This window comes from Nakamurella sp. GG22 (assembly GCF_052976845.2).
The window spans coordinates 60897-86885 of the sequence record NZ_JBRIIO020000001.1 but is presented as its reverse complement, the minus strand read 5'-3'; the positions used below and the strand labels follow the sequence as shown (position 1 = coordinate 86885).

The following is a 25989-nucleotide window of genomic DNA, read 5'->3' as shown; positions in this document are numbered from 1 at the left end:
ACGCTCAGGGCAGCTGCATCTCGCGGAGTTGCCGCCGTGAGGTGATGCCCAGCTTGCGGAACATGTTGCGCAGGTGGGTCTCGATCGTGCGCGGGCTCAAGAACAGCTGCGCGCCTACCTCGCGCGAGGTGGCCCCGGCGGCCACCAGCCGCGCGATGTGCATCTCCTGTGCGGTGAGCGTGTCGGTCGGCTGGGGGCTGCGGGTGCGCGGATGCTCGCCGGTGGCGCGCAGCTCCCGGGCGGCGCGGGCGGCGAAGGCATCCGCGCCCATGCCCGACAGCATGTCGTGCGCGATGCGCAGCTGGTCACGGGCGTCCTGACGGCGGCCTTCTCGACGGAGCCACTCGCCGTAGACGAGGTGGGTGCGGGCGAGGTGTGTGGCGATGCGGCAGTTCCCGAGCCGCTCGATGGCCTCGCGGTACTGGTCCTCGGCGACTGTGCCCGTACTGGTCAGGGCCCGCGAGCGCGCCGCCAGGCCGAGCCCCCACGGAGTGCCGCTGGCGCGGGCCCGCACGTCCAGCTCCTCGAGAGCGGCGGCCGCGCGCTCTGAGTCGCCGGCGCGGACTGCTGCCTCGACGAGTTCGGGAAGGGCCAGGTTGCCGTTGGTCAGCTCGGAGGACGCCGACGCCCGCTCCGCTGCGGCCTGGGCTGCCGGGTAGCCGCCCAGGGCGTTGTGAAGCACTGCCATCGCGTACTGCGCGATCGTGATCTCGGCGCTGTTCTCGGGCAGATGGGACTGCCGGACGGTGGCCGCGTACAGCTCGGCGGTCTCGGCCTCGCTCCCGGACCACGCGGACAGGACCAGCTGGACATAGCGCGTGGAGACCGCGCCGGTTGCCCGGGTGATCGCGGTGCTCTCGGCAGCCAGTCCGGCGGCGTGGCCGAACTCACCGGTGAGCACCAAGGCGACCGCCCTGGCCCTGAGCGCGAGCGGCAGTGCGGCCAGTGCCCCCGCCTCCCGGGCGAGCCGCACGTGGCGGTCGGTCAGCAAGAGGACGGACTCGTCGTCGTACAAGCGCACCGCGACACGGCTGGCCAGCCAGAGCCAGCTGGTGTCGAGCACCGGGCGCCCATCCGGGCCGGGCGCGGCCGGCTCCTGGGCCCGGAACGCCTCCAGTGCCCGGCGCAGGCCGGGCACACCTGACACATCCCCCTGGGTGTATGTCGCGACCAGCCCGGCGAGCAGGAGGTCAACCGGCAACGGCGGGCCGGTGGGTGCCGGTGCGGCGAGCGCTGCGTCCGCGACCTGGCGGACGCTGTAGCTGCGGCCCTGGTCGGAGCCGCCGATCACGAGCGCCGCGTCGAATGCGTGCAGGTAAGTCTCCCGGGACAGCGCCGGATCCGACGGCGCGAGGGCCCCGGCCGCCTCGAGGAGCATCCCGGCCACGTCGTCGCTGCGCGTCAACTGGAAGTCGACCCGGGCGCGGAGCAACTGCGAACGGGCGCGCTGACCGGCGTCCAAGGGGCCTCCCTCCGCTACGGTCAGCAGCTCGAGAGCGGCTCCCGGCGCACCGGCCTCGTGCTTGAGGTGCGCGGCCTCGAGCGCCCGCCGTGAACGGCGGGCGGGGTCGGGGGTCAGCTCGAAGGCGCGCTGCAGGAACGCTCCCGCGGCGGCCGACCCACCCCGGGCGCGCGCCCGGCCGGCCGAGCGCTCCAGCTCCGCGGCAACCTCCTCCTCGGGGCCCGACACGGCCTGCCCTCGGTGCCACGCCCGCCGGTCCGGCTCCGTGTCAGGGTCGGTGGCGGCGGCCAGCGCGCCGTGCGCCCGGCGGCGCTCCGGCGGTGTGGCGGCCCGGTACACCGCCGAGCGGACCAGCGGGTGGCGGAAGCGCACCAGGGTGCCCATCTCGACGAGGCCGGCAGCTTCTGCCGGCGCAGCCGCGTCGCGAGTGATTCCCAGCGCGGATGCTGCACGCCACAACATCTCCGCCTCGCCGGTCGGCTCCGCCGCGGCGACCAGCAGCAGCGATTGCGTGTCAGGTGGCAGGCTGCCCGAGCGGCGCTCGTAGATTTCCTCGATGCGCCGGGGAACGCCCAGCACGTCGGGTAGCTCGAATCCGCCGGCCAGCCGGGTCGGCCCAGCACTTCGAGGTAGCTCGAGCAGCGCCAGGGGATTGCCCCGCGCCTCAGCGAGGAGCCGCTCGCGCACCATGTCGTCCATCGGTACGTGGACCGAGGCAGCGAGAAGCGCCCGGGCATCGGTGTCGCCCAGACCGTCCAGGCGCAGCTCGGGCAGCCCGGTGAACGGCGAGTCGCCCTTGCTGGGGTCGCGCAGCGCAACCACCAGCGCCACCCGCTCTGCCCCGACCCGCCGAGCCACAAAGGCCAGCACCTGCGCGGACGCCTCGTCCAGCCATTGCGCATCATCGACCAGGCACAGCACCGGGCTCTCCTCGGCGGCTTCGGCCAGCAGGTTGAGGGTGGCCAGTCCGACCAGGAACCGGTCCGGCGGGGGACCGCTGCGCAGCCCGAACGCCACGCCCAGCGCGGCCTGCTGCGGTTCGGGTAACGCCCCGGCGCCATCCTCGAGAACCCCGCACAACTGGTGCAGGCCGGAGAAGGCGAACTGCGTCTCCGCCTCCACGCCGACAACGTGCGCCACCCGGGAGCCTGATGCCGTGGTGGTGTCGCGTGCGTGCTCCAGCAGCGCGCTCTTCCCGATGCCCGCCTCGCCCCGCACCACGAGAACACCGCTGCGTCCGGCGCGCGCCCCGGCAAGCAGCTGGTCGACCACCTCGCGCTCGGCACGCCGGTCTATGAGATCCGCCAGCGTCGCTCCTCGTCCGAGTACGGCTGTTCACCTGGCGCCAGGGTAGCTCGTGCCCTTGACGGGAACTGCCAGAGCGGATCTCCCGGGCACGAGGAGCTGATTCCCGCAGCGGCTGCTGCCGGCAGCCGCGTCGAGTGGGTGCCCGCCGCCCCGCTCCGACCCGTCAGGGCGTCCCGGTCACGAGCTCATCCGGCGCCGATGTTGTGGCCACCTGCCCGGGTCGTCCTCCAGGCTGCTCCGGTCCCACCGGCCCAGGTCGGCGGCGGCACGGTAGGTGCTCTGCAGGAACTCCGCGACCGCCCGGTCGGGGTCCTGGGACTCGGCGACCGCCTCGTACGGCAGCAGGAACTGGCGGTTCTCCGCGCTGTAGTACGCCCCGTCGGGACCGGCTGGCTGGTCGGCATACCCTTCGGGTTCGGGATAGGCGTAGGAGTAGAAGGCGCCCTCCTCGCCGCCCCCGGGCCAGAAGCCGGCACTGCTCAGCTCCCGGGAGTAGCCCTCGACCATCACCCAGTTACCACAGTTGGGAGCGCCGCCGGGGTGCTCCGGCGCCTCGCGCCCCGAGAACCGAGTGCAGGCGAGATCCATGGCACCCCAGAAGAAGTGGACGGGGCTGACCTTGCCGACGAAGTGCGAGCGGAACTCACCGAGCACCCGGTCGGCCTGCAGCAGTTGCCGCCAGAACAGCTCAGCTGCAATCGGGTCGTAGGTGGTGTGCCGGTCGTCCTGCGGGAAGGGGATCGCCGGATCGACCTCGTTGGGGCGCGGGTCGATCGTCGCCCCGATGCCCAGCTGGTCGAGCGCCTTCATGGTCTCGCCGTAGAAGTCGGCGACGGGCCGTGACGAGAGTGCGACGCGGCGCTCCTCGCCGCCGCTGCTCCGGAGCCGCAGCTGGTGCTCGACGAAGTCGAACTCGAGGTCGAACGACCCGGCGCGGTAGGGGATCGCTCCGGTGGTCAGGCCGCGCGGGCTGACGTAGAGGGTCACCTGCCACCAGTGGTTGATGAGGGGGGCGTACGCGAGCCGGATCTTGCCCACGACCTGCGTCCACATGTGCAGCGTGTCTCGGGTGTCGGTCCAGTCCTCCACCCGCAACCGCGGCCATACCCGCGATGAGCCGATGAGTTCTGTCATGGGTGCTCCTTTGCCGGCGCGACGCTACCGGTGCTCGGGGTTGACCTGGTCGGGGGCGCAGCCGGCGTCCCACTCGCTCCTGCGGTTCCCGTAAGCCGGTATCCCGCCGGCGGAACGCAGCATCGCTGCCAGGTGCATCAGGTTATAGGTCATGAAAGTGGTGTTGCGGTTGGTGAAGTCGTTCTCCGGACCACCCGACCCGGGATCGAGGTAGGACGGGCCCGGCCCGGCGGCACCGATCCATCCCGCATCGGCCTGCGGCGGGATGGTGTACCCGAGGTGCTGGAGGCTGTAGAGCACGTTCATGGCGCAGTGCTTGACGCCGTCCTCATTGCCGGTGATGACGCATCCGGCAACCCGGCCGTAGTACGTGTACTGCCCGACGTCGTTGAGTGACGACGAGCAGCCGTAGAGCCGTTCGATCACCCGCTTCATGACCGAGCTGTTGTCGCCGAGCCAAATCGGCCCGGCGAGGACGAGAATGTCGGCGGCGAGCACCTTGTCGAAGATCGCGGGCCAGTCGTCGGCGTCGGCACCGTGCTCGGTCATGTCCGGCCACAGTCCGGTCGCGATGTCGTGGTCGACGGCCCGAAGCTCCTCAACCTGCACGCCGTGCGCGCGCATGATGTCGATGCTCACCCGGGTGAGGCCGTTGGTGTTGCTCACCTCCGGTGAGCGTTTGAGCGTCGCGTTGATGAACAGTGCACTCAGCCCATCGAAGCGCGGCGCCGCGGCATCCGTCGTCGCGGGATTCACGCCGGCCGCGTAGCGCTGCCGGTCCGGTTCCTTGGTCACGCTGCTGTCGGTGGGCACGGCCTTCGGAGCCTTCCTGTTGTCGTTCGATGAGAGACCTGGTGAGACCTCCGACGGAGACGCCGGACGGTTCGGTCGACGTCAGGCGGTTGCGGGCAGGTCGATGAAGGAGCGCAGGGCGGTGTTGACCTCGTCAGCGTGGGTCCAGAGCAGCCCGTGCGGGGCGCCGTCGATCTCGATGTAGCGGGCGTCGGGCAGGGCTTGTCGGAACCGACGGGCCGTGGCGTCGATGGGCAGGATGCGGTCGGCCGTGCCGTGCAGGATCAGAGCCGGCTTCCCGCTGTTCCGCACTGCCTCGACGTCGGTGCGGAAGTCCTCGAGCCAGGCGGAGACGACGGCGTGGGCAGCGACGGGAGCGCTGGAAACGGCGACGTTCCAGCTGCCGGAAACGGCGTCCTGGCTGATCCGGCTGCCCAGGTTCTCGTCGAGGTTGTAGAAGTCGGCGAAGAACTGGGTGAACCAGGCGTATCGGTCGCCTCTCGCGGCGGCTTCGATGCCGTCGAACACCTTCTGCGGCAAGCCTTCGGGGTTGTCGTCGCGTTCGGGCAGGAAGGGCTCGAGGGAGGCGAGGAACGCGAGCTTTCCGACCCGTTCGTGGCCGTACTTGGAGACGTAGCGGGCGAGCTCCCCGGAGCCCATGGAGAAGCCGACGAGGACGACGTCGCGGAGGTCCAGTGTCTCCATGAGGGTGTTCAAGTCGGCGGCGAAGGTGTCGTAGTCGTAGCCGGACCCCGCCTTCGTCGACCGGCCGAAGCCCCGGCGGTCGTAGGTGATGACGCGGTGGCCGGCATCGAGCAACTGCCCGGTCTGGCGCTCCCAGCTGTGGCCGTCCAGCGGGTACCCGTGGATCAGGACGACAGGCTGGCCGGTGCCCTGGTCCTCGTAGTAGAGCTCGATCGGGGTGCTGTTCTCGGTGCCGACGGCGACGTGCCCCACGGTCCATCTCCTTCTCTGACGCCCGCTGACAGCCGACTCTCGGATGACCGGGCGGTCGAGCCACCACGCTCGCACCGGGTGCCGCGGCTTCGCGTCGGCAAGAGATACGTAGCTGGTCCCGACGGGATCAGATCCACCCGCTGGCGCCGCTTCTCCATGGCGCCAGCGTCTCGAGGGTGTCCGGTGGCGAGAGGCGCCGCCGCCTGGACCTTGCCACCGCGGCGAGCTCGGCTCCAATGGCGATCCGGCGTAGGGAAGCCGCCGTGACAGATGTGCTGATCATCATCGGTCGACCCCGTGCTCGGTCGGAGTCGGCCACCGACGGAGAGCTACGTCCAACGCGCCTTGTAGGCGACGCCACGACAATTCCGCCTCCGGACTGCTGTGAAGGAAGGCTCCGATCCGCTCGAGATTCAAGAAGCCGTTGACGACAGCTCCCATGAACCGGGCCGCGTGCACGAGTTCCCCATCAGGGAGGCCGTAACCCCGCAAAACCGCCAGGGTCAGCGAGGACACCCGCGCAGCTCCGCTCGACGCGACTGTCGCGGCCGCGGCCGGTCGCTGCAAAGCCGCCCACCGGCCGGGCCGCATGCGGGCGAAATCGCGCTGCGCGTCGGTCAACGCGATCAACGCATCTCGCTCCGCCCGACCGGCGATCGCATCGGCGATGGCTTCGGCGAGCTCGGCCAGAGCCAACTCGTGGATCCCGTCCAGCAACCCCGCGTGGCCCCGGACGTGCGAGTACAGGCTGGCCGGCTGCACTTCAACCAGACGGGCGACCGCCGAGACGGTCACCGCCTCCAAGCCGTCGCGGTCGGCCAGATCCGCCGCACTCAGCACAACGATCGGCCGACTCAAGTTCCGATACGCCATAGGTTCAACCTACAGTACGTAGGTATTAGCTACAGCCTTCAGGGCAACCATCAACAAATCAACGGATCGAGAACATGCCTTCTCCCTGGATCTCTACACCGATCAGCACCCCTATCAGCACCGAAATCCTGCGCGGCGCAGTGGATCTGGAACACACCGCTCGCGGTGTGTTGCCGCACCGACTGCCCGCTTGGGTGCGCGACCAGTACACCGACGGGCAACTCGCCATGGTGGAGGCTCAGCCCGCCGGCGTGCGAGTGGCCTTCAACACCAGCGCCACCGTGGTCGAGCTGGATGCGCTGGCCACCCGGCAGGTGTACACCGGCCTTCCCGCGCGCCCGCTGGGTGTGTACGACCTGCTCATCGACGGTCGGCTGGCCGACCAGGCCCGCGTGGAAGGTGGCGACACGGTGACCGTCGACATGGGCACGGGTGCGACCGAGTACCGGTCCGGGCCACCCGGCACCATCCGCTTCACCGGCCTGCCCGACCGGATGAAGGATGTTGAGATCTGGTTGCCGCACAACGAGAGAACCGAACTCGTCGCGCTGCGCACGGACGCACCCGTCACACCCATGTCGACCCGGGGCCGCAGAACGTGGTTGCACCACGGCAGTTCCATCAGTCAGGGCTCCAATGCCACCAACCCCACCGCCACCTGGCCCGCCAAGGCGGCCTCGCTCGGCGGCGTCGAGTTGATCAACCTTGGCTTCGGCGGCAGCATGCTGCTCGACCCGTTCACCGCCCGCACCGTGCGCGATACCCCGGCCGATCTGATCAGCGTGAAGATCGGCATCAACCTCGTCACCACCGATGTGATGCGGCTGCGCGCTTTCGGTCCGGCCGTGCATGGCTTCCTCGACACCATCCGTGACGGCCACCCCGATACACCGCTGCTCGTCGTCTCACCCCTCTACTGCCCGATCCACGAGGACACCCCGGGACCCGGCTCCTTCGACCTCGCCGCCCTCAGCGCGGGGGAGGTGCAGTTCATCGCTACCGGTGACCCGGCGGAGCGGGCGAGCGGCAAGCTGACCCTGCGCGTCATCCGGGACGAGCTGGCCCGGATCACCGCTCAACGGGCGGTGACCGACCCGAACCTGCACCACCTCGACGGGCTCGACCTGTACGGCGAGGCGGACTTCGCCGAGCTGCCGCTGCCCGACCGGCTCCACCCGGACACCGCCACGCACCGGCGCATCGGCCAACGCTTCGCCGAACGAGTATTCGCCGTTGACGGCCCCTTCGCGGCGCCCGAAGCATGACCAGCCAAGGAGAGGACAGCAGCGGGGAAGTCGGCGACCTGGAGAGGCCGGCGACCTTCAGTCGGTGGCCGCCAGGTGGGTGTGCATGCGGGCGCCGGCGTCGTTGAAGATGCTGGGCACCTGAGCGGGCTTGCTGCCGGCGGCGGTCATGGCATGCGGGGTACGGGTGTCGAACTCGGCTACCTCCGCTTGCCCGACTCCAACCGCGACAGCGTGCTGGCGGACATCCCTGACCGAGAGGCCAGATCGTCCAGCCTCGTGCTCGCCGCACCACGCGCCACCGCGCACCCAGCTGATTCAGCCCCTCTTGCTTGAGCTCTCCCGCTTCAGACTCGGCTGGGTGTTCTCGCGACCTCGCCGATGGCGCTGCACCAGGCGCAGCCGTACGACAGCGGACCGACCGGGTCGTCCTTTCCACCGCCGGACTCGCCGCGCCCGCACGACAGGTTCCTCGCCGAGCTCAACCTCGCACGCGCCGACTTCCCTTTCGGCCCAGGGCCTTTCACCGACGTCGATCAAGCCGGGAAGACCAGCAACGACCGGATATGGGCCATCGGCAACGTTGTCTACCCGGCCGCGAACGTCCCGATGGCAATCGGCGCGGGGGCCGTCGCCAGTGGTGCGGTCAACGCCGCGCTCGTAGAAGAGGACTTCGACCTGGCGCAGGCGGCCGCCGGGCACTAGGTGATTCCCACCGACGCGAACCACCGATTGCCGTAGCCGTCAGGCGGTGGACGGTCACGACTCCGGGAGTTTCACCGACGCGACGACAACCCGGCCGGGGAGAGGCTCATGGCACAGCCAACCGGGGCCTAACAGCCGTTCCGAGCTCTCCACACGGCCTGCCAGTTCGACGACACGAAAGGACCGCCATGCCCGCTTGCCTCGTCACCGACGTCGCCTGTCGCACCCCCACCCATAACTCCACATGCTTGCTGGGCCGTCCGGCCGCGCACGGGCATCTTGCTGAAACAGAGCGGCTTCTCCACATACCTCACGGCGCGGAACTCGGTCCCGCTCACCGGCATCCTGAGAGCGCGCCGCGACGACGTCGACCGAGTATTCCAACTCGCTGTTTCCACCCGCAGAGCTAGCCCCTGCGTCTCGAAGGCGTCCAGTTGCGAGAGGCGCCGCCTGGACCTCGGCAGCGTCCCGGGAATAGAGGGGAGGTCGCACTGGTTCCCGCTCACACATCCACCGCTCAACATCTCGCACTGAGAACTCAGCATCCACTGAGAACCAGCGGTGAATCAGGTCGACAGCAATCCGACGTCGGATCCTCGCCGAGAAGAAGCGGTCGGCACGACCTGCGCAGAGCAACGCTCAATCGGTCCATCACCTAGAGCTCGCGGCCTGGAACCGGCAATTGGTGTTCGTCTGATTTCCCGCGGGTCTCCAGCGAAGGCGATCCAGGCGCGGGCCGGCCCGCCTCTACGACTTCCTGAATCGCGGAACCGGCTCACCACACCAGCATCCACATCAAGAGGCGGAAAGGTCAGACATGAATTCCATCGATCAACTCATCAGCAGCTTCCAGGAGTTCGTCGCCCAAGTGCCGGAGATCCTCCGGCCGTTCATCATCATGCTCGCGGGCGCGATCCCGTTCGCCGAGGGTGAGGGAGCCTCCATCATCGGCATCGTCGGTGGTCTCAATCCCATCGTCGCGGGCGTCGCGGCAGCCACCGGCAACTTCCTGTCCGTGCTGGTCGTCGTTGCAGTCGCCTCACGCGCCAGGACGGCTGTCATCGATCGACGCCGCAGCCCGGTCGGGGTGGGCGGAGCGCGACCGGGCATTGACGGGGGGGTTTCCCAGGCGGCCACGAGCCGGAGTCGAAGAGGCGTCAGCGCTTCAACAGGTGGCTCGTCCGTTTCGGTGTCCCCGGCGCGAGCATCCTCGGCCCTCTCGCCATCCCCACCCAGATCACGGCGGCAATCCTTGTCGGCGGCGGAACTCCACGCCGGTGGGTCCTGCTCTGGCAGGCCATCGCCATCGTCATATGGACGACCGTCGCCACCGCCTCGGTGTGGGCCGCGCTCACCTTCGTCGTCGGGGTGTCGTGATGCATGACCGAGCAGCAGGACGAACTGACCTCGCCTGGGACGGGCGCCTGATCACCACCACCTGATCACCACCACCCCATCACCACCATCTGATCACCACCACGAGCAGGACTCGGGCCGTCGATGTGGAAGCAGTCGAACGGCCGGTCCTCCGATCACAACGATCGACACAACGACGTAGGAGCACATGATGATCGAGGTCAACAACCTCACGAAGCGTTACGGCGACAAGGTTGCCGTCGACGGCGTGAGCTTCACCGTCCCGTCCGGTCAGGTCACGGGATTCCTCGGGCCGAACGGCGCCGGGAAGTCCACGACCATGCGCGTGATTATGGGACTGGATCGGCCCACCGGGGGCTCAGCCACCATCGACGGCCGGACATACGCAGACCAGCGGGCCCCGCTGCGTCACGTCGGCGCCCTTCTCGAGGCCAAGGCTGTGCACCCCGGTCGGAGCGCGCACGCCCACCTCCTGGCCCTTGCACAGACCCACGGTCTGCCACGAGGGCGGGTCGACGAGGCCATCGACCTTGTCGGGCTGGGGAGCGTGGCCGGCCGGCGTGCCGGCGGCTTCTCTCTCGGCATGGGCCAACGGCTCGGCATCGCCGTCGCCCTGCTCGGTGACCCGTCGACCATCATCCTCGACGAGCCGGTCAACGGCCTCGACCCGGACGGCGTGATCTGGATCCGAACCCTGCTGCGCTCCCTGGCCGCCGAAGGACGCACCGTGCTGGTGTCCAGCCACCTCATGAGCGAGATGGCTCTCACCGCCGAGCATCTCATCATCGTCGGACGCGGCCGGCTGCTCGCCGAGACCACCGTCGACGAGCTCATCGCGACCGCCACCGACCGGCCGGTCTCCGTTACTTCCCCCGACGCCGCCGCCCTGACCGACCTGCTGCCCCGCCACGGCGCCACGGTGACCAGCCTCGCGCCCGACCGGCTCAGCGTCCAGGGGGTCGGCGCCGACGTGATCGGCGAAACCGCCGCCCGGCACGGTCTCCGGTTGCACGAGCTGCACACCGCTGTGGCCTCGCTCGAAGAGGTCTACCTGGCGCTGACCAACGACAGCCGCGAGTACCTCACCGGCGACGAAAACCACCCCCGCTCCACCATCGACAAGACCCTGAAGGGTGCAGCATGACCACCGACACCGACACCTTCCCCGCCAACGGACGTCCCCCGATGTCCGGCACGAGCCGACCCTGGACCGCGGAGCAGGTTCGACCCGTCGCCGACCCCGACCGCGGCCCCGGCCCCGGGCGGCTCGTGCTATCGGAATTGACCAAGCTGCGCTCCGTGCGCTCCAGCTGGTGGACCATCTTTCTCGCAGCCTTGATCGGCCTGGGTCTCGCCGTCGCCATCGCCTACACCTTGGGCGCCGTTGACGGCCCCAGTGACGACCTCGGCGCGGACAACGTAGCGACGGTTCTGGCCTCGACCGGCTTTGCCGCCCTCGTCCTCGGCGTGCTCGGTGCGCTCCAGATGTCCGGCGAGTACGCCACCAGGACCATCTCCGTCAGCCTCGCCGCCGTCCCCCGGCGCTGGCCGTTACTGGCGGCGAAGGCGGCCGTCCTCGTTGCCGTCGTCGCGCCCCTGTCGCTGGCCATCTCGGCCGGGGCCGTCCTGATCGGTGACGCGACCATCTCCGGCGGTCTGGCGTTCTCGTGGGTGGCGGTTCTGGGCAACACCGCCTACCTCACGACTGCCGCACTCCTCGGGCTGAGTCTGGCCACCATCGTCCGCAACACCGCGATGTCGATCACAGCCCTGGTCGCGGTGCTCTTCGTCCTGCCACCGTTGCTGCCCCTGCTGCCATGGAGCTGGATCGACACCGTCGCTGACCACTTCCCTGACACGGCCCGACAGTCACTGATCAGCACCCTCCCCGGCACGTCCGCACTCAGCAACGTGGCAGCCATTTCGACGCTCACCGCCTGGACGCTGGCCCCGCTCGTCGCCGGGGCGATCCTGCTCACCCGACGCGACGCCTGAGAGCCATGCCGCCGGCGGAACGGGACCTGGCCGTCCTGCCACCACGACCAGCAGGCGACGACAAACCGGCCGCCGCACAGCTGTTCTGGCACCAGCTGGTGCAGGCGGCGGCCACCCATGACAGAGGAGCAGGGCGTGAGCGCAACCGTCAGCACAACGATCAACATCGACGACGGCCCCCGGGCCGTCTGGGACGTCTTGACCGACTTCCCCGCGTACCCCGAGTGGAACCCGTTCATGAACCGCATCGACGGCACCGCCGAGGTGGGCCGCCGGCTGGTCGTCCACCTGGCCGGCAAAGGCGGTCGTGGTACGACCTTCCGGCCCACCGTCCTGGTGTCCACCCCGGGGGAGGAGCTGCGCTGGATCGGCAAGCTGGGACCAGGTGGCCTCTTCGATGGGGTGCACTCCTTTGTCCTGACCACCAACCCGGACGGGACCACCCGGTTGACGCACAGTGAACGCTTCACGGGGATCCTCGTCGCCCTCTTCAAGGGCGCGACCGCGAACAGCCACGCCGGTTTCGATGCCTTCAACGAGGCGCTCAAACGCCGTGTCGAAAGCACTGCCTCCGGCGCTGATGACGTCGGTCGAGCGACCCGCACCCGCGATGGCGCCTGATCGGGTGCGTGGCGCCTCAGCGAACTCCTTGGGCGAGTACGCCCGAGACCAGTAGCTGCACGAGAACCTCGGGCTCGTAACGGCTGTCGTCCGCGGCACCGATGCACAGGTTCCCGATGCCCTTGAGCACGGAATAAGCATCGACCGACGAAGTCGCATCGTTGGAGTCGAGCGAGGCCTCGAGGAGCGAGCGGCACACCGGCACGAGCCGGTCGACGAAGTACATGTGCAGTGCGTCGGACCCGGCACTGTCCCCTTGAAGTGCGCCGGCCAACCCGTGCTTGGTGACGAGCAAGTCCACGAACAGCGCCACCCATGCCCTCAGGGCAGCCTCGGGCGTCGCGCTCTGCGCGAGCAACCGCGGGCCGGCATCTGCGCACGCCTCAACCTGGTGTCGGTACACCGCAACCACGAGGTCCGGGCGCGTCGGGAAATGGCGGTAGATCGTCCCTACGCCGACGCCCGCCCTCGCCGCGATCTCCCGAACCGGAGCGTCGACCCCGGACGTCACGAACACCGCAGCCGCCGCGTCGAGAAGGTCTTGCTCGCTGGTACGCGGACGGCCCACTCGCCCGCCCCGCGCAACGGGAGAGGCCCGCGCAACGGGTGACTGCTTCTTCGTGGCATCGGCCACGTGCCTCACCTCGCAACCATCCGATGCGTCCTTGCGTTACGGAGCACTGTTCCGTAATGTTACGGAACGGCGTTCCGGTAATGAGTATCGCAGAGCGCCCACCCTCAGGAAGGACCACATGAAATCGTCGATCGTCAACTCCCTGGACGGCATCATCGGTACCGGCACTCCGGTCGTCTCCGTCGCGCCCATCGAGCTGTCCGCGCCCGGACGTCCGGTTCCGTTGGAGGTGCGAGCGTCTGCCCCGGCGACCGGCACGGACCTGCCTGTTGTGGTGTTTTCGCACGGCAACGGGTGGAACCTCGACGGGTACGCGCCGCTCACGGCGTTCTGGGCCTCCCGCAGGTTTGTGGTGATCCAGCCCACCCACCTGGACTCGCGCCGGAACGGTTTCGGGTTCGATCACCCGGTGTTCCCGACGATCTGGACCGAACGGATCGCCGATCTCACCCGCATCCTCGACCAGCTCGACACCGTCGAGGCTGCCGTCCCCGGACTTGCCGGCCGCATCGACCGCGGTCGCGTTGCCGCCACCGGCCACTCCTGGGGCGGGCAGACCGCTCAGTCGATCCTCGGCGCTCGCGTCCTCGACCAGGCGGGTCGGGCAGGCGAGGACTGGTCCGACAGTCGCGTCTCCGCGGGCATCCTCTTCGCCGCGACCGGACTCGGCGGGGAGGACCTGCATCCGTTCGCCCGCGAGAACTTCCCCTTCATGCGCCCCTCGTTCCAGGAGCTGACCACCCCCACACTCGTCGTCGCGGGCGACCACGACCAGTCCAAGATGTCGAGCCGCGGACCTGACTGGTTCACCGACGCCTACACATACAGCCCCGGCGCAACGGACCTCCTGACTTTGTACGGTGCCGAACACGCGCTCGGCGGAATCGTGGGATACGAGGTCGCAGAAACCACCGACGAGAACCCTGAGCGGGTTGCCGTCATCCAGCGGATGAGTGCTGCCTATCTACGGACCGCTCTGCATGTGGATGACAACAGCTGGCCCGCTGCGCGCGCCGCGCTCGGCGAAATCGCGAACGCGATCGGCCACGTGGACACCAAGCACCTCGTGCCGGCTTGAGCACGTTCCGACTTCTATGCATTCGGTGTGTGGCAAGAAGCAAATCCCCGGGCTGACGTCGCTGCGGCCCGCGCCGGACGTGATGCTGGCCGTTCACCGTCGGCTGCGGACCGATGCGTTCCACTACCTCGACTGGGTGACGGGAGCCCTCATCGCGGGCAACTGAGCCGGGCTCGCTTCGCATCTCGACGGTCCGGTTTGAGCATGTCCGGCGCGGGATACCTGGGCTCCTATATCCGCCTTTGCGTCGGCGGCGATCGCCCTGTGCTGGGCATCGTGGTGTGCTGGGAAGAGGGAGAAGGCATTGCCGCTCTCGAAGGACGAAGAACGCAAGCTGACGGCCATCGGCAGGGCACTCCTGCGGGACGATCCTGAGTTCGCGGCCCGGATCGGGGTCGGCACTCCGACCGATCATCGGACCGTGGCGATCGTGGCGGCCTGCTGCAGCGCGATCGTGCTGCTGCTGACCGGCGCGGTGCTGGTCAATGTCCTGCCGGCGGCGGGTGTGATCATCGGGTTCTACGGCGTCCTGACCCTGGTGGTTGCGGTCGTGGTCTACATGCGCGACGGGAGAGCGGTCGCCTGAGCCGTGGTGCGCCTGTCGCCTGAGCCGTGGTGGGGCCGGGTGGGCCCCCTCCACGGCTCAGACTTATTCGGTGCCGGTGCCGGTGCCGGTGCCGGTTTCGGGGGGTTCACGGCTGGAGGACCACCCGAACACAGCCGTCGGTCTTGTTCTTGAACATCTCGTAGCCGGCCGGTCCCTCGTCGAGCGGCATCACGTGCGTGGCCAGATGCTCGGTGTTGAGCTCCCCGGCCGCGATCCGGTCCAGGATCTCCGGGATGTAGCGCTGCCCGTACATCTGCGCACCTGCAACCCGCAGGCTCTTGTTGACGATGGCACCTACCGGGAACTTGTCGACCACCCCGCCGAACACCCCGAGGATGAACACGCTGCCGCCCTTGCGGCAGGCGTAGATGGCCTCCCGCAGAGCTGTCGGGCGGTCACTCTGCAGCCGCAACTGCTGCTTCACCTGGTCGTACAGGTACTGCGGTCCGGTGCCGTGAGCCTCCATGCCGACCGCCTCGATGCAGACGTCAGGGCCTCGTCCGCCGGTCCGTTCGCGCAGTTCGGCTACCACGGATTCGGTGCTGTAGTCGATGGTTTCGGCGCCGATGAACGTCCGGACCTGGCTGAGGCGCTCGGGTAGCCGATCGATGACGATGACCTGCTCGGCACCCCGGAGCATCGCGCCCCTGGCCGCCATCTGCCCGACGGCTCCCGCACCCCAGACGGCAACGGTGTCACCGGGGACGATGCCGGCGAGGTCGGCCCCGGTCCAGCCGGTGGACGCGGCGTCCGAGGCGAAGAGCGCCGAGGTGTCCGAGATGCCGTCCGGAATCCCGAACGCACCCACGTCGGCGTAGGGCACCCGGATGTACTCCGCGTGACTCCCGGCGAAGCCGCCCAGCGCGTGGCTGTAGGCGAAGCACCCTCCGACGGATGCACCCCACATGCCCTCGGTGATCGCCGGGTTCGGATTGCCGTTGTCGCACAACGAGTACTGCTGTCGGCTGCAGTACCAGCACCGCCCGCAGGCGATGAAGGAGGACACCACGACGCGATCACCGATGCGGTGTTTCGCCACCGCACTCCCGGCGTCCACCACCTCGCCCATGAACTCGTGTCCCAGCACATCCCCGGCACGCATCATCGGGATGTAGCCACCCAGCAGATGCAGGTCCGAGCCGCAGGTGGTGCTCAGCCGCACCTTGAGGATGACGTCGTGGTCGTTGAGGATCTTCGGTTCGTCGACGTCCTCGACGGCGGTCTTGTTCACTCCGGTCCAGCACAGCGCCTTCACAGCAGCCCCTCCCCACCGGCCCGGCGGGTGGTCAGATCGATCAGCTTCCCGCCGATCCAGCCGGATCGCCGGCCGTGCGGCGCGGGGTCGACCCGCAGGATCTCACCGGTCTCCAGCAGCTGTTTGCTCTGCCGCAGGGCCGTCCGGACCGCCTGCCGCGGGTCGTCGCCGCTCAGTTGCTCACCGAGAGCGCCGGGTCCCGACGGTTCTCCGTCCCGCAGCCGGGCTGACAGTTCGGTGCCCCTGTCGCCGGGTGCGAGCTTCACCGAGACGTCCACGAGATCGCCCAGGTCGGCGAGCGGGCCGGGCAGGCACCCATCGGGGAGTACCTCCTCCGGCGACCTGAGAATCGTCACCGACCGCCACCGCCCCGGGCGCGCAGAACTGGCGGCCGTGCCGGCGTCCTCGCCGTGGGCTGTCTCGCCAGGGGCTGTCTCGCCAGGGGCTGTCACGGGATGGGCTGTCTCGGCCGATCCCTGCTGGCGACGCCGGACGAGCAGTCCCGTCGCCGCCGATGCGGCAGCCGCCGCCGCGGTGATGGTCACCGTCTGCCGGGTCGTCATGCGCGTGCGCCGTCGGCGGAGACAGACTGCGCCGAGGCCCCCCGGGTCGAAGCGACCGCATCCAGCAGCGCGTCGATGAAGGCCGGCAGATCCTCCGGTGACCGGCTCGTGATGATGTTGCCGTCGACGGCGACCTCCTCGTCCACGACCGTCGCGCCGGCGTTCCGCAGGTCGGTCCGGATGCTGGGGTAGCTGGTCAGGGTCCGGCCGTCGATCACCCCGGCCTCGGCGAGCGTCCACGGTCCGTGGCAGATGGCGGCCACCGGTTTGCCGCTCTCGACGAACGCACGCACGAAGGCGACGGCGTCGGCGTCCGCACGCAGCTTGTCCGGGTTGATGGTTCCGCCGGGCAGCAGTAGGGCGTCGTAGTCCTCCGCGCTGGCGGCGGTGACGCGGCGGTCGACCTCGAAGGTGCCCGCATCGTCCAGGTCGTGGTCCTTCGCGCGGATCTGTCCTTCGTCCAGTGACAGCACCTCGGTGCGGGCGCCGGCGTCGTCCAGCGCGGCTCTTGGCTTCTCGAGTTCGACCCGCTCGACTCCGTCGGCGGCCAGGATGGCAATACGGCGATTCTGCAGATTCACGCTCATCGGAACTCCTTGCTCTCACCTGCTGAGCGTCCGCCGAATGACGTCAGTGGGATTCCCGAAATGGTGCTGGTCTCGGAGACTGACAAAAGTGGGGCGGACACGGAGCAGTTCTGCGTCAACGTTGCCCGGCACCACTGTTGGACCAGAACTCCATCAGAGCACGAGTCCTCCGGGGTTTCAACGATCACCGTTGACGGAATTCAGATGGCCCGCGCAAAGCGGACAAAATGCGTGTCTGGACGAAAACCTAGACACCGCAGCAGCTTTGCAAAAACCCCTGTGACCGCCCTCTCATAAGGGTTGATGTCGGCACGGAGCAACGGGCATAGTTCTTGTCAGGCGTCACCGGGGTCGCAGTAGAGATGCGCAGTAAGCATTTCGGCCCAGCGTGATTCCCGCATCGGTAGGACCACGGTGCAGTTCCAACCAGGAGCGCAGGGCGACGAAGCCCGCGCACAACGAACCTGATGTCCCCGATCACCTGATGGTGCGAGGACCCCCGATATGTGCCGGGATGTGCACAACACCCGGCGACCATTCTTTGTCGTGTCGTTCACCAGGAGGAGAAACATGACCAGCACCGAGACCTACACCACCGCTGCCGACCAGGCGCGTAGCGCCGTCGAGCGCTCCACCGACATCTGGAAGCAGAGCACGAAGTCGCTCACCGAGCAGACCGACGTGCTGTGGCAGCTGCCGCAGGTCGACCTGGGCGATGCCACCCGCAAGTACTTCGAGTACCTGCAGGACGGCCTCGAGGTCAACAAGGACGTCGCTCTGAAGTGGGTCAACGCGCTGACCTCCGTCACCGAGGCCCTGCGCGACCAGCTGCAGACCGTCAGCGACTTCTCGCGTGGCCACAGCCAGGCGATCAGCACCTGGATCTCCGGCGAGACCGAGACCCTCGAGAACGCCGCCAAGCAGCAGGCGGAGCAGGTCGAGCAGGTTCAGCGTGAGCAGGTCGAGCGTGTGCAGCAGGCCGAGCAGGACCGCCAGGAGCAGGCCCGCCAGGCAGAGCGCGACCGCGCGAAGGCCGAGCGTGACCAGGCCCGCCGCGTGCGCCAGGAGGCGCGTGAGCGTTACGAGGGTCTGACCAAGGCCGAGCTGAGCGACAAGCTGGCCGAGCGCGACCTGCCGAAGAGCGGCACCGTCGACGAGTTGGTCGACCGCCTCGTCTCCGCCGACACCAACTGAGCCCAGCGCATTCTCGCTCGGCCATCCACATCAGTGTGACCGGCTGAGCCGCCGGACATCGGTCCGGGAGATGTGAACGAAAGCCGCCGGCCCTTCGGGGTCGGCGGCTTTCGGCATGTCCGACCGGTTGTTTCCGCGCCGTTGTTCGGCGCCGTTGGTCGTCCCCGTTTTTGGCCCCGCTGTCCGGTGCCGCGGTTGGTCGAGGGTCTGGGCGGGTACTTGCCGGTGGCGAGGGGCGGGCTGCTCACTCATCGTCCGAAGCCGGAGGGAGCGGAGATGACCATCACCGCGCGGGACATCATGACGCAAGGCCCGGAGTGCATCGGCGAGAACGACACTCTGCTGCAGGCGGCGCGCAAGATGCGCGATCTCGACGTCGGCGCGCTGCCGATCTGCGGTACTGACGACCGGCTCAAGGGGATTGTCACTGATCGGGACATCGTCATCCGATGTCTTGCAGAGGATCGCGATCCCGGCTCGGTGACCGCGGGCTCGCTGGCCGAGGGCGCGCCGATCACCATCGGAGCCGATGATCCGCTCGAAGAGGTTCTCGCCACCATGGCCGAGTATCAGGTGCGGCGGCTCCCGGTGATCGACGGGCAGCGGCTGGTGGGAATCATCGCCGAGTCGGACATCGCGCAGAACGCCCCCGCAGAGGGTGTCGCCGAGACCATCGACGCCGTCACCGAGAGCTGATGCGCATCATCAGGTCTGCCCACGCCGATTGCCGCTGCCGGACCCCCGCGTGACATCGCTCTGGCTGGACAGGACCCGGCCGTCCTTCCCGCCGCTGGATGCCGACGCCCGGTACGACGTCGTCGTGATCGGTGCGGGACTGACGGGGCTGACGACGGCGCTGCTGCTCGCACGGGCCGGCCGCTCGGTCGCAGTTCTCGAGGCAGGGTCGGTGGGTGCCGGTACGACCGGGAACACCACCGCGAAGATCAGCCTGCTGCAGGGCACCCGGCTGTCCTCGATCCGCTCGACCCACGACGCGTCGACCGCGCGGCAGTACCTCGAGGCCAACCGTGAGGGTCAGGCCTGGTTGCTGCGGTACTGCACGGAACACGACGTGCCGTACCAAGTTCGGCCGTCGTTCACGTACGCCACGACGGACAAGGGCCGGCGCTCGGTGCAGGCCGAACTGGATGCGTGCCGCGAAGCGGGACTGCCGGTCGCAGACACGACCGATGTCGAGCTGCCATATCCGATCACCGCCGCGGTGCTACTGGACGGGCAAGCCCAGTTCGACCCTCTCGACCTGCTGTCCGCGATGGCAGCGGACCTGGTCGGTCGCGGCGGAGTTCTGCACGAGAACAGCAGGGTGCGCTCGGTCCGGCCCGGTCGGCTGACCGAGGTCACCACCGATCGGGCGACAGTGCGTGCGGAGCGGGTCGTGCTGGCCACCGGGATCCCGATCATGGATCGCGGCGGCTTCTTCGCCCGCCTGGAGCCGCTGAGGTCCTACGCCGCGGCGTTCGAGATTCCCGGTCAGGTGCCGCAGGGCATGTACCTGTCGGCCGACTCGCCGACCCGGTCGGTGCGTTCGGTCCCGCACGGCGACGGTGAGCTGCTGCTCATCGGCGGGAACGGTCACGTCGTCGGTCGGAAGCGCGGGACAGCAAGCCTGGTCGAGGATCTCGCCCGCTGGACCCGCACCCACTTCCCGGGCGCGAACCGGACCCATGCCTGGTCGGCGCAGGACTACCACTCGATCCACGAGCTTCCCTACGCCGGTCCGCTGGTTCCCCATGACGACCGGATCATGGTTGCGTCCGGGTACGACAAATGGGGCATGACGAACGCAGTCGCTGCCGCGTTGGCCCTGTCGAGCTCGCTCCTGGGTGGGCACACCAAATGGGCAACGGCGATGCGGAGTTGGAGCGGCCGGGAAGTGAAGGGTGCCGTCTCGGCGTTGCGGGTGAACGCATCGGTCGGTATCGCTCTGGGCACCGGGTGGATCGCGCCGCTGCTGCACGCGCCGGAGAAGCTGAACCCCGGGGAGGGCCGCGGCAGGGTGGAGCGGGGTGGGCTGACTCCGGTTGCCGTCTGCACCGTGGACGGGCAGACGCTCCGGCGCTCCGCCGTGTGCACCCACCTGCACGGCATCGTCAGTTGGAACGACGCCGAGCGGTCCTGGGACTGCCCGCTGCACGGCTCGCGGTTCCGGCCCGACGGCTCGGTGATCGAGGGACCGGCCACCGAGGACCTCCCGCCCGCTTGAGCCGCCGGCCCGAGCCGCCGCCTGTGCCACCCGCCTGAGCCGCCGGCATTTGCCGGCGGGGGCGTGGACGACTCAGCCGCAGGCCGCTGCCCGGCGGGCGATCTCGTGGATCGGGTCGTGCCGGTTCAGCAGCGGCCGGCGCGTCCGGCCGCGGTCCAGCACGGCGATCATCTCGTCCAGCTCGGCAGGCATCGGGCTGCGGCGTCGGGCCACCCAGCCCGCGCCCCGCACCGCCATCAGCACGCCGCGCAGCCAGTCCCGGTTCTTCGGGTTGTCGGCAAGGGTGAAGGCGGTGCGCCGGACGGCGCTGCGAAAACGCCGGTGCAGCCAGGTGTTCCACAGCGTGTTGCGCATGCCGAATGCCCGGAGCCGCGGTGCGTTGGCCACGCTCGGGCGGTGCTGCATGACCGCGTCGGGCAGGTAGCGCATGTGCCAGCCGGCCTGCAGGAACTTGAAGGCCAGCGTCTCCTCCTCACCACCGAGGAAGAACTCGGGGTCATAGCCGCCGACCTCCCGGTAGGCCGACGCCCGGACGATGCACGCGCCGCCCATGAAGCTGACCAGCACCGGGCCCGGGATACCCGCGGTGTCGGGCAGCGGGCTCGCGGCCATCTCGCTCGAGATCGGGTCGAGGTAGCTCTCCTGCCCGGATCGCGGGCGGACCTGGATCCGGGTGTTGACCAGCGCCAGTCGCTCGTGACGGTCGAGCAGGTCGACGGCAGCGAGCAGGCCGTCCCGCTCGTACCAGCCGTCGTCATCGGCGAAAGCGACGTACGGGGTGCGGGCGCGGTGCAGACCGGCGTTGCGGGCGGCGGCCCCGATGTTCTCCTGCATGGACACGACGAGCAGGCCGGGCCGTGCGCGCAGCACCTCGGCAGTGCCATCGGTGGAGGCATTGTCGATGGCGATCACCGGAACGCCGAGCGCGAGCAGGTGGTCGAGCACCGGCGCGATCCGGTGCGCGCAGTTGTAGGTCAGCAGGACCACCGACAGTCGCTCGGCGAGCCGGTCGGGCGTGCCTTCCGCCTGAGGGTGCAGGCGCTCGGGACGGTGCGGGACGAGATCGGTGGACAACAGCGGACTACTCCTTCGGCAACGCGTGGTGCGGCGGGACGACCGGCGCGGGCGCGACACCTGCCCGGGGCCGAGAGAAAGGTTCCCGGGTCGCTCCCGTGAAAAACCCGGAGCGGCGACGTGTGACGAAAGTTGCGTCAGCCGCGCAGTCCCCGGGCGGACAACGCGCCGAGGATGGTGAGCGTCGCCACCGCGGCGAAGGCGGCCAGCAGCGGAGCACTCCAGGCGCCGGTCGCGTCGTGCAGCGCTCCCAGCACCACCGGCCCGAGGCAGGCGATGGTGTAGCCCCCGGTCTGCACGATCGACGACAGCAGGCGGTTCTCCCGCAGGTTCCTGGCCCGCAACACCACAACGGTGAACACACAGACGAAGCCGCCGCCCTGCGCGGCGCCGCTCAGCGCGCTCCACAGCGCCCACAGGTCCGAGTCGAACAGCAGGCCGAGCGGCAGGAACGACCACAGCACGCCGTTCACCAGGAACGCCACCAGCGGCCCGCCGAACCGGTTGATGATCACCGGGGTGCCGAATGCTCCGATCAGGGCCGCGATCTGGAAGATCGACGACGCAGCGCCCGCCTGGCCCCGGGTCATGCCCTGCTCGTCGCCGAGCAGGCTCGGCAGCCAGGCCGTCATCCCGTAGTACGCGAAGGCCTGACCGGCGAAGGCGAGGGTGAGCATCCAGGTCGCCGGTCGGCGCAGCACGATGCCAACGCCGGTCCGCGCCGGCGCCTGCTGCGGTGCGGGCGGTGTCGACCCGGCGGCGGATGTCGAATCCGGCTCCGGTGCTGCCGTCGTGTCTTTCGGCCCGGCCTTCGGCCCGCTTTTGGGCCCCTTCGCCGGTCCGCTCGTCGGCCCATTCGGGACTGCGGCCGCTGCCGTTCGCCGCCGGGCGAGCGGCCACCAGACCAGCCCGGCGACCAGTGGAACGACGGCCCAGATGGCAAGGGCAGCCTGCCATCCCAGTTGAGCGGCAACGGGCCCGGTCACCGTCAGCATGATCATCGAGCCGATGTTGAGCACGGCTGTGTAGGTGCCGGTCATCATCGCCGCCCTGCCGCGGAAATCGCGGCCGATGATGATCGGTGCGACGACGTTGCCGACCGTGATGGCCAGCCCCATGACGACGGTGCCGGCCAACGCGGCAGGAACGCCGCCGGCCGACCTCACCAGGATTCCGATGAAGATGCCGAGCAGGCTGGTCAGGGCGGCGCGCTCGACGCCCAGCCTGGAGATCACCACCGAGGCGCCCGGGGCGGCCACGCCGAAGCACAGCACCGGCAGGGTTGTGAGCAGGCCGACCGCGGTCGCCGTCATCCCCAGGTCGGCGGTCAGGTCCGTGGTGACGGTGGAGACGGCGACCAGCGGGCCGCGCAGGCACAGCGAGAGCAGGACCAGCCCGGTGAGCAGCAGGGAGGACGAGCGGGTCGCGGTCCCGGTCGCCGTGCTCACGAAGTCGTTGGCTCGCCCATGAAGGCTTCCAGCGCCTCCACCACCAGGGCATGGTCGGCGGCCTGCGGCAGGCCGGACACCGTGACCGTTCCGATCACGCCGATGTTCCTGGCGATGATCGGGAACGACCCGCCGTGCGCTGCGTGCAGGAGCGGCTCCACCCCGGCGGACTCGTCCAGCGTCTTGTGGCCCAGCGCGAGCCGGCGACCGACCAGGTACGAGGAATCGCCGAAACGGTTGACCACCCGCACCTTTCGCTCGATCCATTCGTCGTTGTCGGGTGCGGTCGCCGGGAGGGCGGCATGGAACAGCTGGTGGCCGTGCCGACGGATGTCCACGGTCACCGGAAGGCCGCGCTCGCGCGCCATCGCGACCAGCAGGCACCCCAGCGCCCAGGCGTCATCGTTGTCGAAATGATCGAACTGCAGGCGCGCCTGCTGTTCGCGCAGCTGCTCGATCAGGGCTTCGAGGTCGGTGCGATCGCTCACCGCATCTCCTTTCCCGCGTTTATGGCCGTGACGCACGCAAGGCACTCTGCCGCACGCCGGTGATCACTCTGCCGCACGCCGGCGGGTGCGGAGACCGGGTTGCGGCCACCGGAACACAGCCGCGTGCGTGACCAGACCGTTGGCCGCCACGAACACCCGTGTTCTCGGAATGAAACTGCCGACGCTGCTTGTTCTAATGTCATTACATACTAGCGAAGAGGGAGTGACGTCCGTGCCATTGGTGCGTATCGACGTGCAGGAAGGCCGGTCCCCGGCGGAGCTCCGCCGGCTGGCGGACGTGGTGCAGGAGGTGATGCTGGAGGTGTTCGACGCCCCGGAACGCGACCGGTACCAGATCATCACCGTTCACCCGGCCGGCCAGATCATCGCCGAGGACACCAACCTCGGCTTCACCCGCACCGACGACCTGGTGGTCCTGCAGATTTTTCAACAGGGCAGGACGGACGCTCACAAGGTCGCCGCCTACCGCCGCCTCGCCGAGCGGCTGCAGGCGGAGGTCGGGCTCGAGCCGACGGACCTGATCGTCTCGGTGGTCGCGAACGAGCGCGCGGACTGGTCGTTCGGGCTCGGCCGGGCGCAGTTCCTGGAGGGCGACGTGTAGGTCGGGCCGGACAGCGGTGTCGCGCACTCCGCGGCTAGTTCACTGAACCTCTCCCTCCCGACGGGGCCGCCCGGCGCCTGCCGCGCGAGGCAGTGGTGCAGTGGACGCCCGTCGCGCGTGTTCAGGCGGACACCAGCCCCGGACCGTCCGGCCCGGAGCGCCGACCGTGCGAAAATCGGCCGGTGAGCGAGAGGAGTCGAACCCGGTGAGCGCCGATGCCCATGGCACCGCGGGCGCGACGGCCACCCCTCCGGAACCGATCCGCCGAACCGGAACGACCAGCCGCGTGCTGCTGCTCGCCGCGCTGCCTGCAGTCGTCATCGGCGTCCTGCTCCGGTATTGGGTCGGCCACACCTGGCTGCTGTCACTCAACTCGGACGAGGCCCTCGTCGGTCTGCAGGCCCGTGAGGTGCTGGACGGCACCTTCCGGCTGATGGTGGCCGGGAACGACTACGGCTCCACCACGGAGTCCTACCTCGCAGCCCCGCTGATGCTGTTCAGCACCGGGGCGTGGCCGCTGCGACTGCTCGCCGCGGCGTTGTCGGTGGTCGCCGCCTATGCGCTGTTCCGGCTGGCCAGGCTGTTCTTCGCCGCCGCCCCGGCCCTCGCGATCGCGCTGGTGTTCTGGTCGGCGTCCGGGGCGATGGTGATCCTCTGGTCCCGCCCCTACATGGGGTACCCGACCGGCATCGCCGCGCAGATCGCCGGGGTGGCGCTTGCCTGCTACGCCATGCGCTCCCCGCGCCGGCTCGGCCGGACGGCGCTGCTCGCGGGTCTGGCCACCGGCTTCGCCGTGTGGAGCCACCCGATGTTCGGGATCGTCGCGCTGCTCGCGCTGATCCCGCCGACGGTGTTGCACCGCACCCGGTGGCGCGAGTGGTGGCTGCCGGTGGCGGCCGGCGGTCTCATCGGGGTCCTGCCGTGGATCGTCTACATCCTGACGAACGGCGCTCCGGCCCAGGCGCAGGCGACGGTGCAGGCGACGTATCCCGAACGCCTGCAGATCTTCGCGACCGAGCTGTTGCCGCGGGCCTTCGGTCTCCGGCTGCCGGACGGCCGCTGGCTGGGGCCGGTCCCGCTCGTTCAGCTCGCCGCCGCCGTCTTGATCATCGGCGCGTTCGCCGGGCTGGTGCTGCTGGTCGTCAAGAAGGGGTCGTCGGCGCTGCCGCTCCTGGTCGCCGGTGTGCTGGCGTTTCCGTGCCTGGCGGTCTTCCCGCAGCTGGCCTTCTCGGCGGATGCCAGGTACGCGCTGCCGTTCCTCCCGCAGTTGCTGATCGGACTGGGCGCCTGGTTGTTGTTGCTGCCAGCCCGTGTCCGGGAGTCGCCGTGGCTGGTGGCCGTGTTGCCGACGGCCTGGGCGCTGCTGCTGTGTGTCCCGGTGCTGTCCCAGCAGGCGAGCTGGACGCTGACCGACCCCGAACGCGCGCCGTCGGCCGTCGTTCGGGCGCTCGACGACGCAGGTGTGCAGTACGTTCGCGGCGACTACTGGGCGACCTACCTGATCGACTACCTGGCCGACGGCCGGCTGGCGGTGCGGCCCGACTTCCCCGTCCGGCTGCAGGCGGAGGCCGCCGCGGTGGACGCCGCCGACCCGGACCGGGTGGCGCTGGTCTACGTGTCGGGCGTGCCGCCGACGTTGGTCCTTCCGCGGTCGGACTACCAGCTGGTGCAGGTCGACGGGTACGACATCTACCTGCCGCCCGGCCTCCGCTGAGCCCGCGGTCGGGGGCGAGCGGGGAATCTTGGT

At 69.4% G+C, this 25989-nt stretch carries 28 protein-coding genes; 13 read left to right on the top strand and 15 right to left on the bottom strand.

Annotation, left to right across the window (positions count from 1 at the left end):
• Positions 1-4 precede the first annotated feature (4 nt).
• The 5 genes from ACVBEQ_RS00415 to ACVBEQ_RS00395 all read right to left on the bottom strand — a co-directional run bounded on the left by ACVBEQ_RS00415 (position 5) and on the right by ACVBEQ_RS00395 (position 6526).
• Positions 5-2758: an ATP-binding protein gene (locus ACVBEQ_RS00415; RefSeq protein ID WP_447151801.1), complete on the bottom strand. Its 2754-nt coding sequence runs from the start codon at positions 2756-2758 to the stop codon at positions 5-7.
• 189 nt (positions 2759-2947) lie between these two features.
• Complete coding sequence (locus tag ACVBEQ_RS00410) at positions 2948-3904, bottom strand: DUF5996 family protein (RefSeq protein ID WP_447151439.1); 957 nt, start codon at positions 3902-3904, stop codon at positions 2948-2950.
• A 24-nt stretch (positions 3905-3928) separates the two neighbouring features.
• Complete coding sequence (locus ACVBEQ_RS00405) at positions 3929-4660, bottom strand: flavodoxin family protein (RefSeq protein WP_447151800.1); 732 nt, start codon at positions 4658-4660, stop codon at positions 3929-3931.
• A 138-nt stretch (positions 4661-4798) separates the two neighbouring features.
• On the bottom strand, positions 4799-5653 hold the full coding sequence (locus ACVBEQ_RS00400) for an alpha/beta fold hydrolase (RefSeq protein ID WP_447151438.1): 855 nt from the start codon (positions 5651-5653) through the stop codon (positions 4799-4801).
• Positions 5654-5935: 282 nt separating this feature from the next.
• Entirely contained in the window at positions 5936-6526 is a 591-nt protein-coding gene (locus tag ACVBEQ_RS00395) for a TetR-like C-terminal domain-containing protein (RefSeq protein WP_447151437.1), read from the bottom strand.
• A gap of 74 nt (positions 6527-6600) precedes the next feature.
• Here ACVBEQ_RS00395 and ACVBEQ_RS00390 point away from each other — a divergent pair, with 74 nt between their 5' ends.
• Positions 6601-7791: a GDSL-type esterase/lipase family protein gene (locus ACVBEQ_RS00390; RefSeq protein ID WP_447151436.1), complete on the top strand. Its 1191-nt coding sequence runs from the start codon at positions 6601-6603 to the stop codon at positions 7789-7791.
• 179 nt (positions 7792-7970) lie between these two features.
• Here ACVBEQ_RS00390 and ACVBEQ_RS00385 read toward each other — a convergent pair whose 3' ends face one another.
• A complete protein-coding gene (locus ACVBEQ_RS00385) occupies positions 7971-8018 on the bottom strand; it encodes a hypothetical protein (RefSeq protein WP_447151799.1) in 48 nt (15 codons plus the stop codon).
• 133 nt (positions 8019-8151) lie between these two features.
• On the opposite strand from ACVBEQ_RS00385, the gene ACVBEQ_RS00380 reads away from it, so the two are divergent.
• Complete coding sequence (locus ACVBEQ_RS00380; protein ID WP_447151435.1) at positions 8152-8475, top strand: hypothetical protein; 324 nt, start codon at positions 8152-8154, stop codon at positions 8473-8475.
• Between the two features lie 831 nt (positions 8476-9306).
• On the opposite strand, the gene ACVBEQ_RS00375 is transcribed toward ACVBEQ_RS00380, so the two are convergent.
• A complete protein-coding gene (locus ACVBEQ_RS00375) occupies positions 9307-9537 on the bottom strand; it encodes a hypothetical protein (protein WP_447151434.1) in 231 nt (76 codons plus the stop codon).
• Positions 9538-9632: 95 nt separating this feature from the next.
• Complete coding sequence (locus ACVBEQ_RS00370) at positions 9633-9857, bottom strand: hypothetical protein (protein ID WP_447151433.1); 225 nt, start codon at positions 9855-9857, stop codon at positions 9633-9635.
• A 185-nt stretch (positions 9858-10042) separates the two neighbouring features.
• On the opposite strand from ACVBEQ_RS00370, the gene ACVBEQ_RS00365 reads away from it, so the two are divergent.
• From ACVBEQ_RS00365 to ACVBEQ_RS00355, 3 genes are all read left to right on the top strand, one after another.
• Positions 10043-10996, top strand: coding sequence for an ABC transporter ATP-binding protein (locus tag ACVBEQ_RS00365; RefSeq protein ID WP_447151432.1), 954 nt, complete (start codon positions 10043-10045; stop codon positions 10994-10996).
• The gene (locus ACVBEQ_RS00360) at positions 10993-11847 is read left to right on the top strand and encodes an ABC transporter permease (protein ID WP_447151431.1); all 855 of its coding nucleotides are present in this window, start codon (positions 10993-10995) and stop codon (positions 11845-11847) included. The genes ACVBEQ_RS00365 and ACVBEQ_RS00360 overlap by 4 nt, the downstream gene beginning before the upstream one ends.
• A gap of 135 nt (positions 11848-11982) precedes the next feature.
• The gene (locus tag ACVBEQ_RS00355; RefSeq protein WP_447151430.1) at positions 11983-12468 is read left to right on the top strand and encodes an SRPBCC family protein; all 486 of its coding nucleotides are present in this window, start codon (positions 11983-11985) and stop codon (positions 12466-12468) included.
• 16 nt (positions 12469-12484) lie between these two features.
• Here ACVBEQ_RS00355 and ACVBEQ_RS00350 read toward each other — a convergent pair whose 3' ends face one another.
• A complete protein-coding gene (locus ACVBEQ_RS00350) occupies positions 12485-13102 on the bottom strand; it encodes a TetR/AcrR family transcriptional regulator (protein ID WP_447151429.1) in 618 nt (205 codons plus the stop codon).
• A gap of 118 nt (positions 13103-13220) precedes the next feature.
• Between ACVBEQ_RS00350 and ACVBEQ_RS00345 the strand changes: the two genes are divergently transcribed.
• From ACVBEQ_RS00345 to ACVBEQ_RS00335, 3 genes are all read left to right on the top strand, one after another.
• Complete coding sequence (locus tag ACVBEQ_RS00345; RefSeq protein ID WP_447151428.1) at positions 13221-14180, top strand: alpha/beta hydrolase family protein; 960 nt, start codon at positions 13221-13223, stop codon at positions 14178-14180.
• Positions 14181-14205: 25 nt separating this feature from the next.
• Positions 14206-14346, top strand: a complete 141-nt coding sequence (locus ACVBEQ_RS00340) for a hypothetical protein (protein ID WP_447151427.1) — start codon at positions 14206-14208, stop codon at positions 14344-14346.
• Positions 14347-14484: 138 nt separating this feature from the next.
• Positions 14485-14766, top strand: coding sequence for a DUF3040 domain-containing protein (locus tag ACVBEQ_RS00335; protein ID WP_447151426.1), 282 nt, complete (start codon positions 14485-14487; stop codon positions 14764-14766).
• Positions 14767-14872: 106 nt separating this feature from the next.
• On the opposite strand, the gene ACVBEQ_RS00330 is transcribed toward ACVBEQ_RS00335, so the two are convergent.
• From ACVBEQ_RS00330 to ACVBEQ_RS00320, 3 genes are read right to left on the bottom strand one after another with little or no spacing between them, the layout of a single operon-like run.
• The gene (locus ACVBEQ_RS00330) at positions 14873-16042 is read right to left on the bottom strand and encodes a zinc-dependent alcohol dehydrogenase (protein ID WP_447151425.1); all 1170 of its coding nucleotides are present in this window, start codon (positions 16040-16042) and stop codon (positions 14873-14875) included.
• On the bottom strand, positions 16039-16605 hold the full coding sequence (locus ACVBEQ_RS00325; protein WP_447151424.1) for a hypothetical protein: 567 nt from the start codon (positions 16603-16605) through the stop codon (positions 16039-16041). The genes ACVBEQ_RS00330 and ACVBEQ_RS00325 overlap by 4 nt, the downstream gene beginning before the upstream one ends.
• Positions 16602-17192 carry a type 1 glutamine amidotransferase domain-containing protein gene (locus tag ACVBEQ_RS00320; RefSeq protein ID WP_447151423.1) on the bottom strand — a complete coding sequence of 197 codons (591 nt, stop codon included), beginning with the start codon at positions 17190-17192 and terminating at the stop codon, positions 16602-16604. Before ACVBEQ_RS00320 ends, ACVBEQ_RS00325 begins: the two co-directional genes overlap by 4 nt.
• A 570-nt stretch (positions 17193-17762) precedes the next feature.
• Here ACVBEQ_RS00320 and ACVBEQ_RS00315 point away from each other — a divergent pair.
• The 3 genes from ACVBEQ_RS00315 to ACVBEQ_RS00305 all read left to right on the top strand — a co-directional run bounded on the left by ACVBEQ_RS00315 (position 17763) and on the right by ACVBEQ_RS00305 (position 20610).
• On the top strand, positions 17763-18386 hold the full coding sequence (locus ACVBEQ_RS00315) for an SAP domain-containing protein (protein ID WP_447151422.1): 624 nt from the start codon (positions 17763-17765) through the stop codon (positions 18384-18386).
• A gap of 276 nt (positions 18387-18662) precedes the next feature.
• The gene (locus ACVBEQ_RS00310; RefSeq protein ID WP_447151421.1) at positions 18663-19082 is read left to right on the top strand and encodes a CBS domain-containing protein; all 420 of its coding nucleotides are present in this window, start codon (positions 18663-18665) and stop codon (positions 19080-19082) included.
• A gap of 49 nt (positions 19083-19131) precedes the next feature.
• Entirely contained in the window at positions 19132-20610 is a 1479-nt protein-coding gene (locus ACVBEQ_RS00305) for an FAD-dependent oxidoreductase (RefSeq protein ID WP_447151420.1), read from the top strand.
• A 72-nt stretch (positions 20611-20682) separates the two neighbouring features.
• On the opposite strand, the gene ACVBEQ_RS00300 is transcribed toward ACVBEQ_RS00305, so the two are convergent.
• From ACVBEQ_RS00300 to ACVBEQ_RS00290, 3 genes are all read right to left on the bottom strand, one after another.
• Positions 20683-21684 (bottom strand): glycosyltransferase family 2 protein, encoded by a 1002-nt coding sequence (locus ACVBEQ_RS00300; RefSeq protein WP_447151419.1) that lies wholly within the window; start codon positions 21682-21684, stop codon positions 20683-20685.
• A gap of 137 nt (positions 21685-21821) precedes the next feature.
• Complete coding sequence (locus ACVBEQ_RS00295; RefSeq protein ID WP_447151418.1) at positions 21822-23132, bottom strand: MFS transporter; 1311 nt, start codon at positions 23130-23132, stop codon at positions 21822-21824.
• Complete coding sequence (locus tag ACVBEQ_RS00290; RefSeq protein WP_447151417.1) at positions 23129-23620, bottom strand: heme-degrading domain-containing protein; 492 nt, start codon at positions 23618-23620, stop codon at positions 23129-23131. The genes ACVBEQ_RS00295 and ACVBEQ_RS00290 overlap by 4 nt, the downstream gene beginning before the upstream one ends.
• Before the next feature lie 232 nt (positions 23621-23852).
• On the opposite strand from ACVBEQ_RS00290, the gene ACVBEQ_RS00285 reads away from it, so the two are divergent.
• Positions 23853-24242: a tautomerase family protein gene (locus ACVBEQ_RS00285; protein WP_447151416.1), complete on the top strand. Its 390-nt coding sequence runs from the start codon at positions 23853-23855 to the stop codon at positions 24240-24242.
• 205 nt (positions 24243-24447) lie between these two features.
• Positions 24448-25956: a hypothetical protein gene (locus ACVBEQ_RS00280; RefSeq protein ID WP_447151415.1), complete on the top strand. Its 1509-nt coding sequence runs from the start codon at positions 24448-24450 to the stop codon at positions 25954-25956.
• Positions 25957-25989: the final 33 nt, after the last annotated feature.

What these genes read in the sequence shown, in the direction of transcription:
- ACVBEQ_RS00410 (WP_447151439.1), bottom strand. Translation starts at nt 3,904, where the DNA reads ATGACAGAACTCATCGGCTCATCGCGGGTATGGCCGCGGTTGCGGGTG.
- ACVBEQ_RS00395 (WP_447151437.1), bottom strand. Translation starts at nt 6,526, where the DNA reads ATGGCGTATCGGAACTTGAGTCGGCCGATCGTTGTGCTGAGTGCGGCG.
- ACVBEQ_RS00390 (WP_447151436.1), top strand. Translation starts at nt 6,601, where the DNA reads ATGCCTTCTCCCTGGATCTCTACACCGATCAGCACCCCTATCAGCACC.
- ACVBEQ_RS00380 (WP_447151435.1), top strand. Translation starts at nt 8,152, where the DNA reads ATGGCGCTGCACCAGGCGCAGCCGTACGACAGCGGACCGACCGGGTCG.
- ACVBEQ_RS00375 (WP_447151434.1), bottom strand. Translation starts at nt 9,537, where the DNA reads ATGACAGCCGTCCTGGCGCGTGAGGCGACTGCAACGACGACCAGCACG.
- ACVBEQ_RS00370 (WP_447151433.1), bottom strand. Translation starts at nt 9,857, where the DNA reads ATGCATCACGACACCCCGACGACGAAGGTGAGCGCGGCCCACACCGAG.
- ACVBEQ_RS00365 (WP_447151432.1), top strand. Translation starts at nt 10,043, where the DNA reads ATGATCGAGGTCAACAACCTCACGAAGCGTTACGGCGACAAGGTTGCC.
- ACVBEQ_RS00360 (WP_447151431.1), top strand. Translation starts at nt 10,993, where the DNA reads ATGACCACCGACACCGACACCTTCCCCGCCAACGGACGTCCCCCGATG.
- ACVBEQ_RS00345 (WP_447151428.1), top strand. Translation starts at nt 13,221, where the DNA reads ATGAAATCGTCGATCGTCAACTCCCTGGACGGCATCATCGGTACCGGC.
- ACVBEQ_RS00325 (WP_447151424.1), bottom strand. Translation starts at nt 16,605, where the DNA reads ATGACGACCCGGCAGACGGTGACCATCACCGCGGCGGCGGCTGCCGCA.
- ACVBEQ_RS00320 (WP_447151423.1), bottom strand. Translation starts at nt 17,192, where the DNA reads ATGAGCGTGAATCTGCAGAATCGCCGTATTGCCATCCTGGCCGCCGAC.
- ACVBEQ_RS00315 (WP_447151422.1), top strand. Translation starts at nt 17,763, where the DNA reads ATGACCAGCACCGAGACCTACACCACCGCTGCCGACCAGGCGCGTAGC.
- ACVBEQ_RS00310 (WP_447151421.1), top strand. Translation starts at nt 18,663, where the DNA reads ATGACCATCACCGCGCGGGACATCATGACGCAAGGCCCGGAGTGCATC.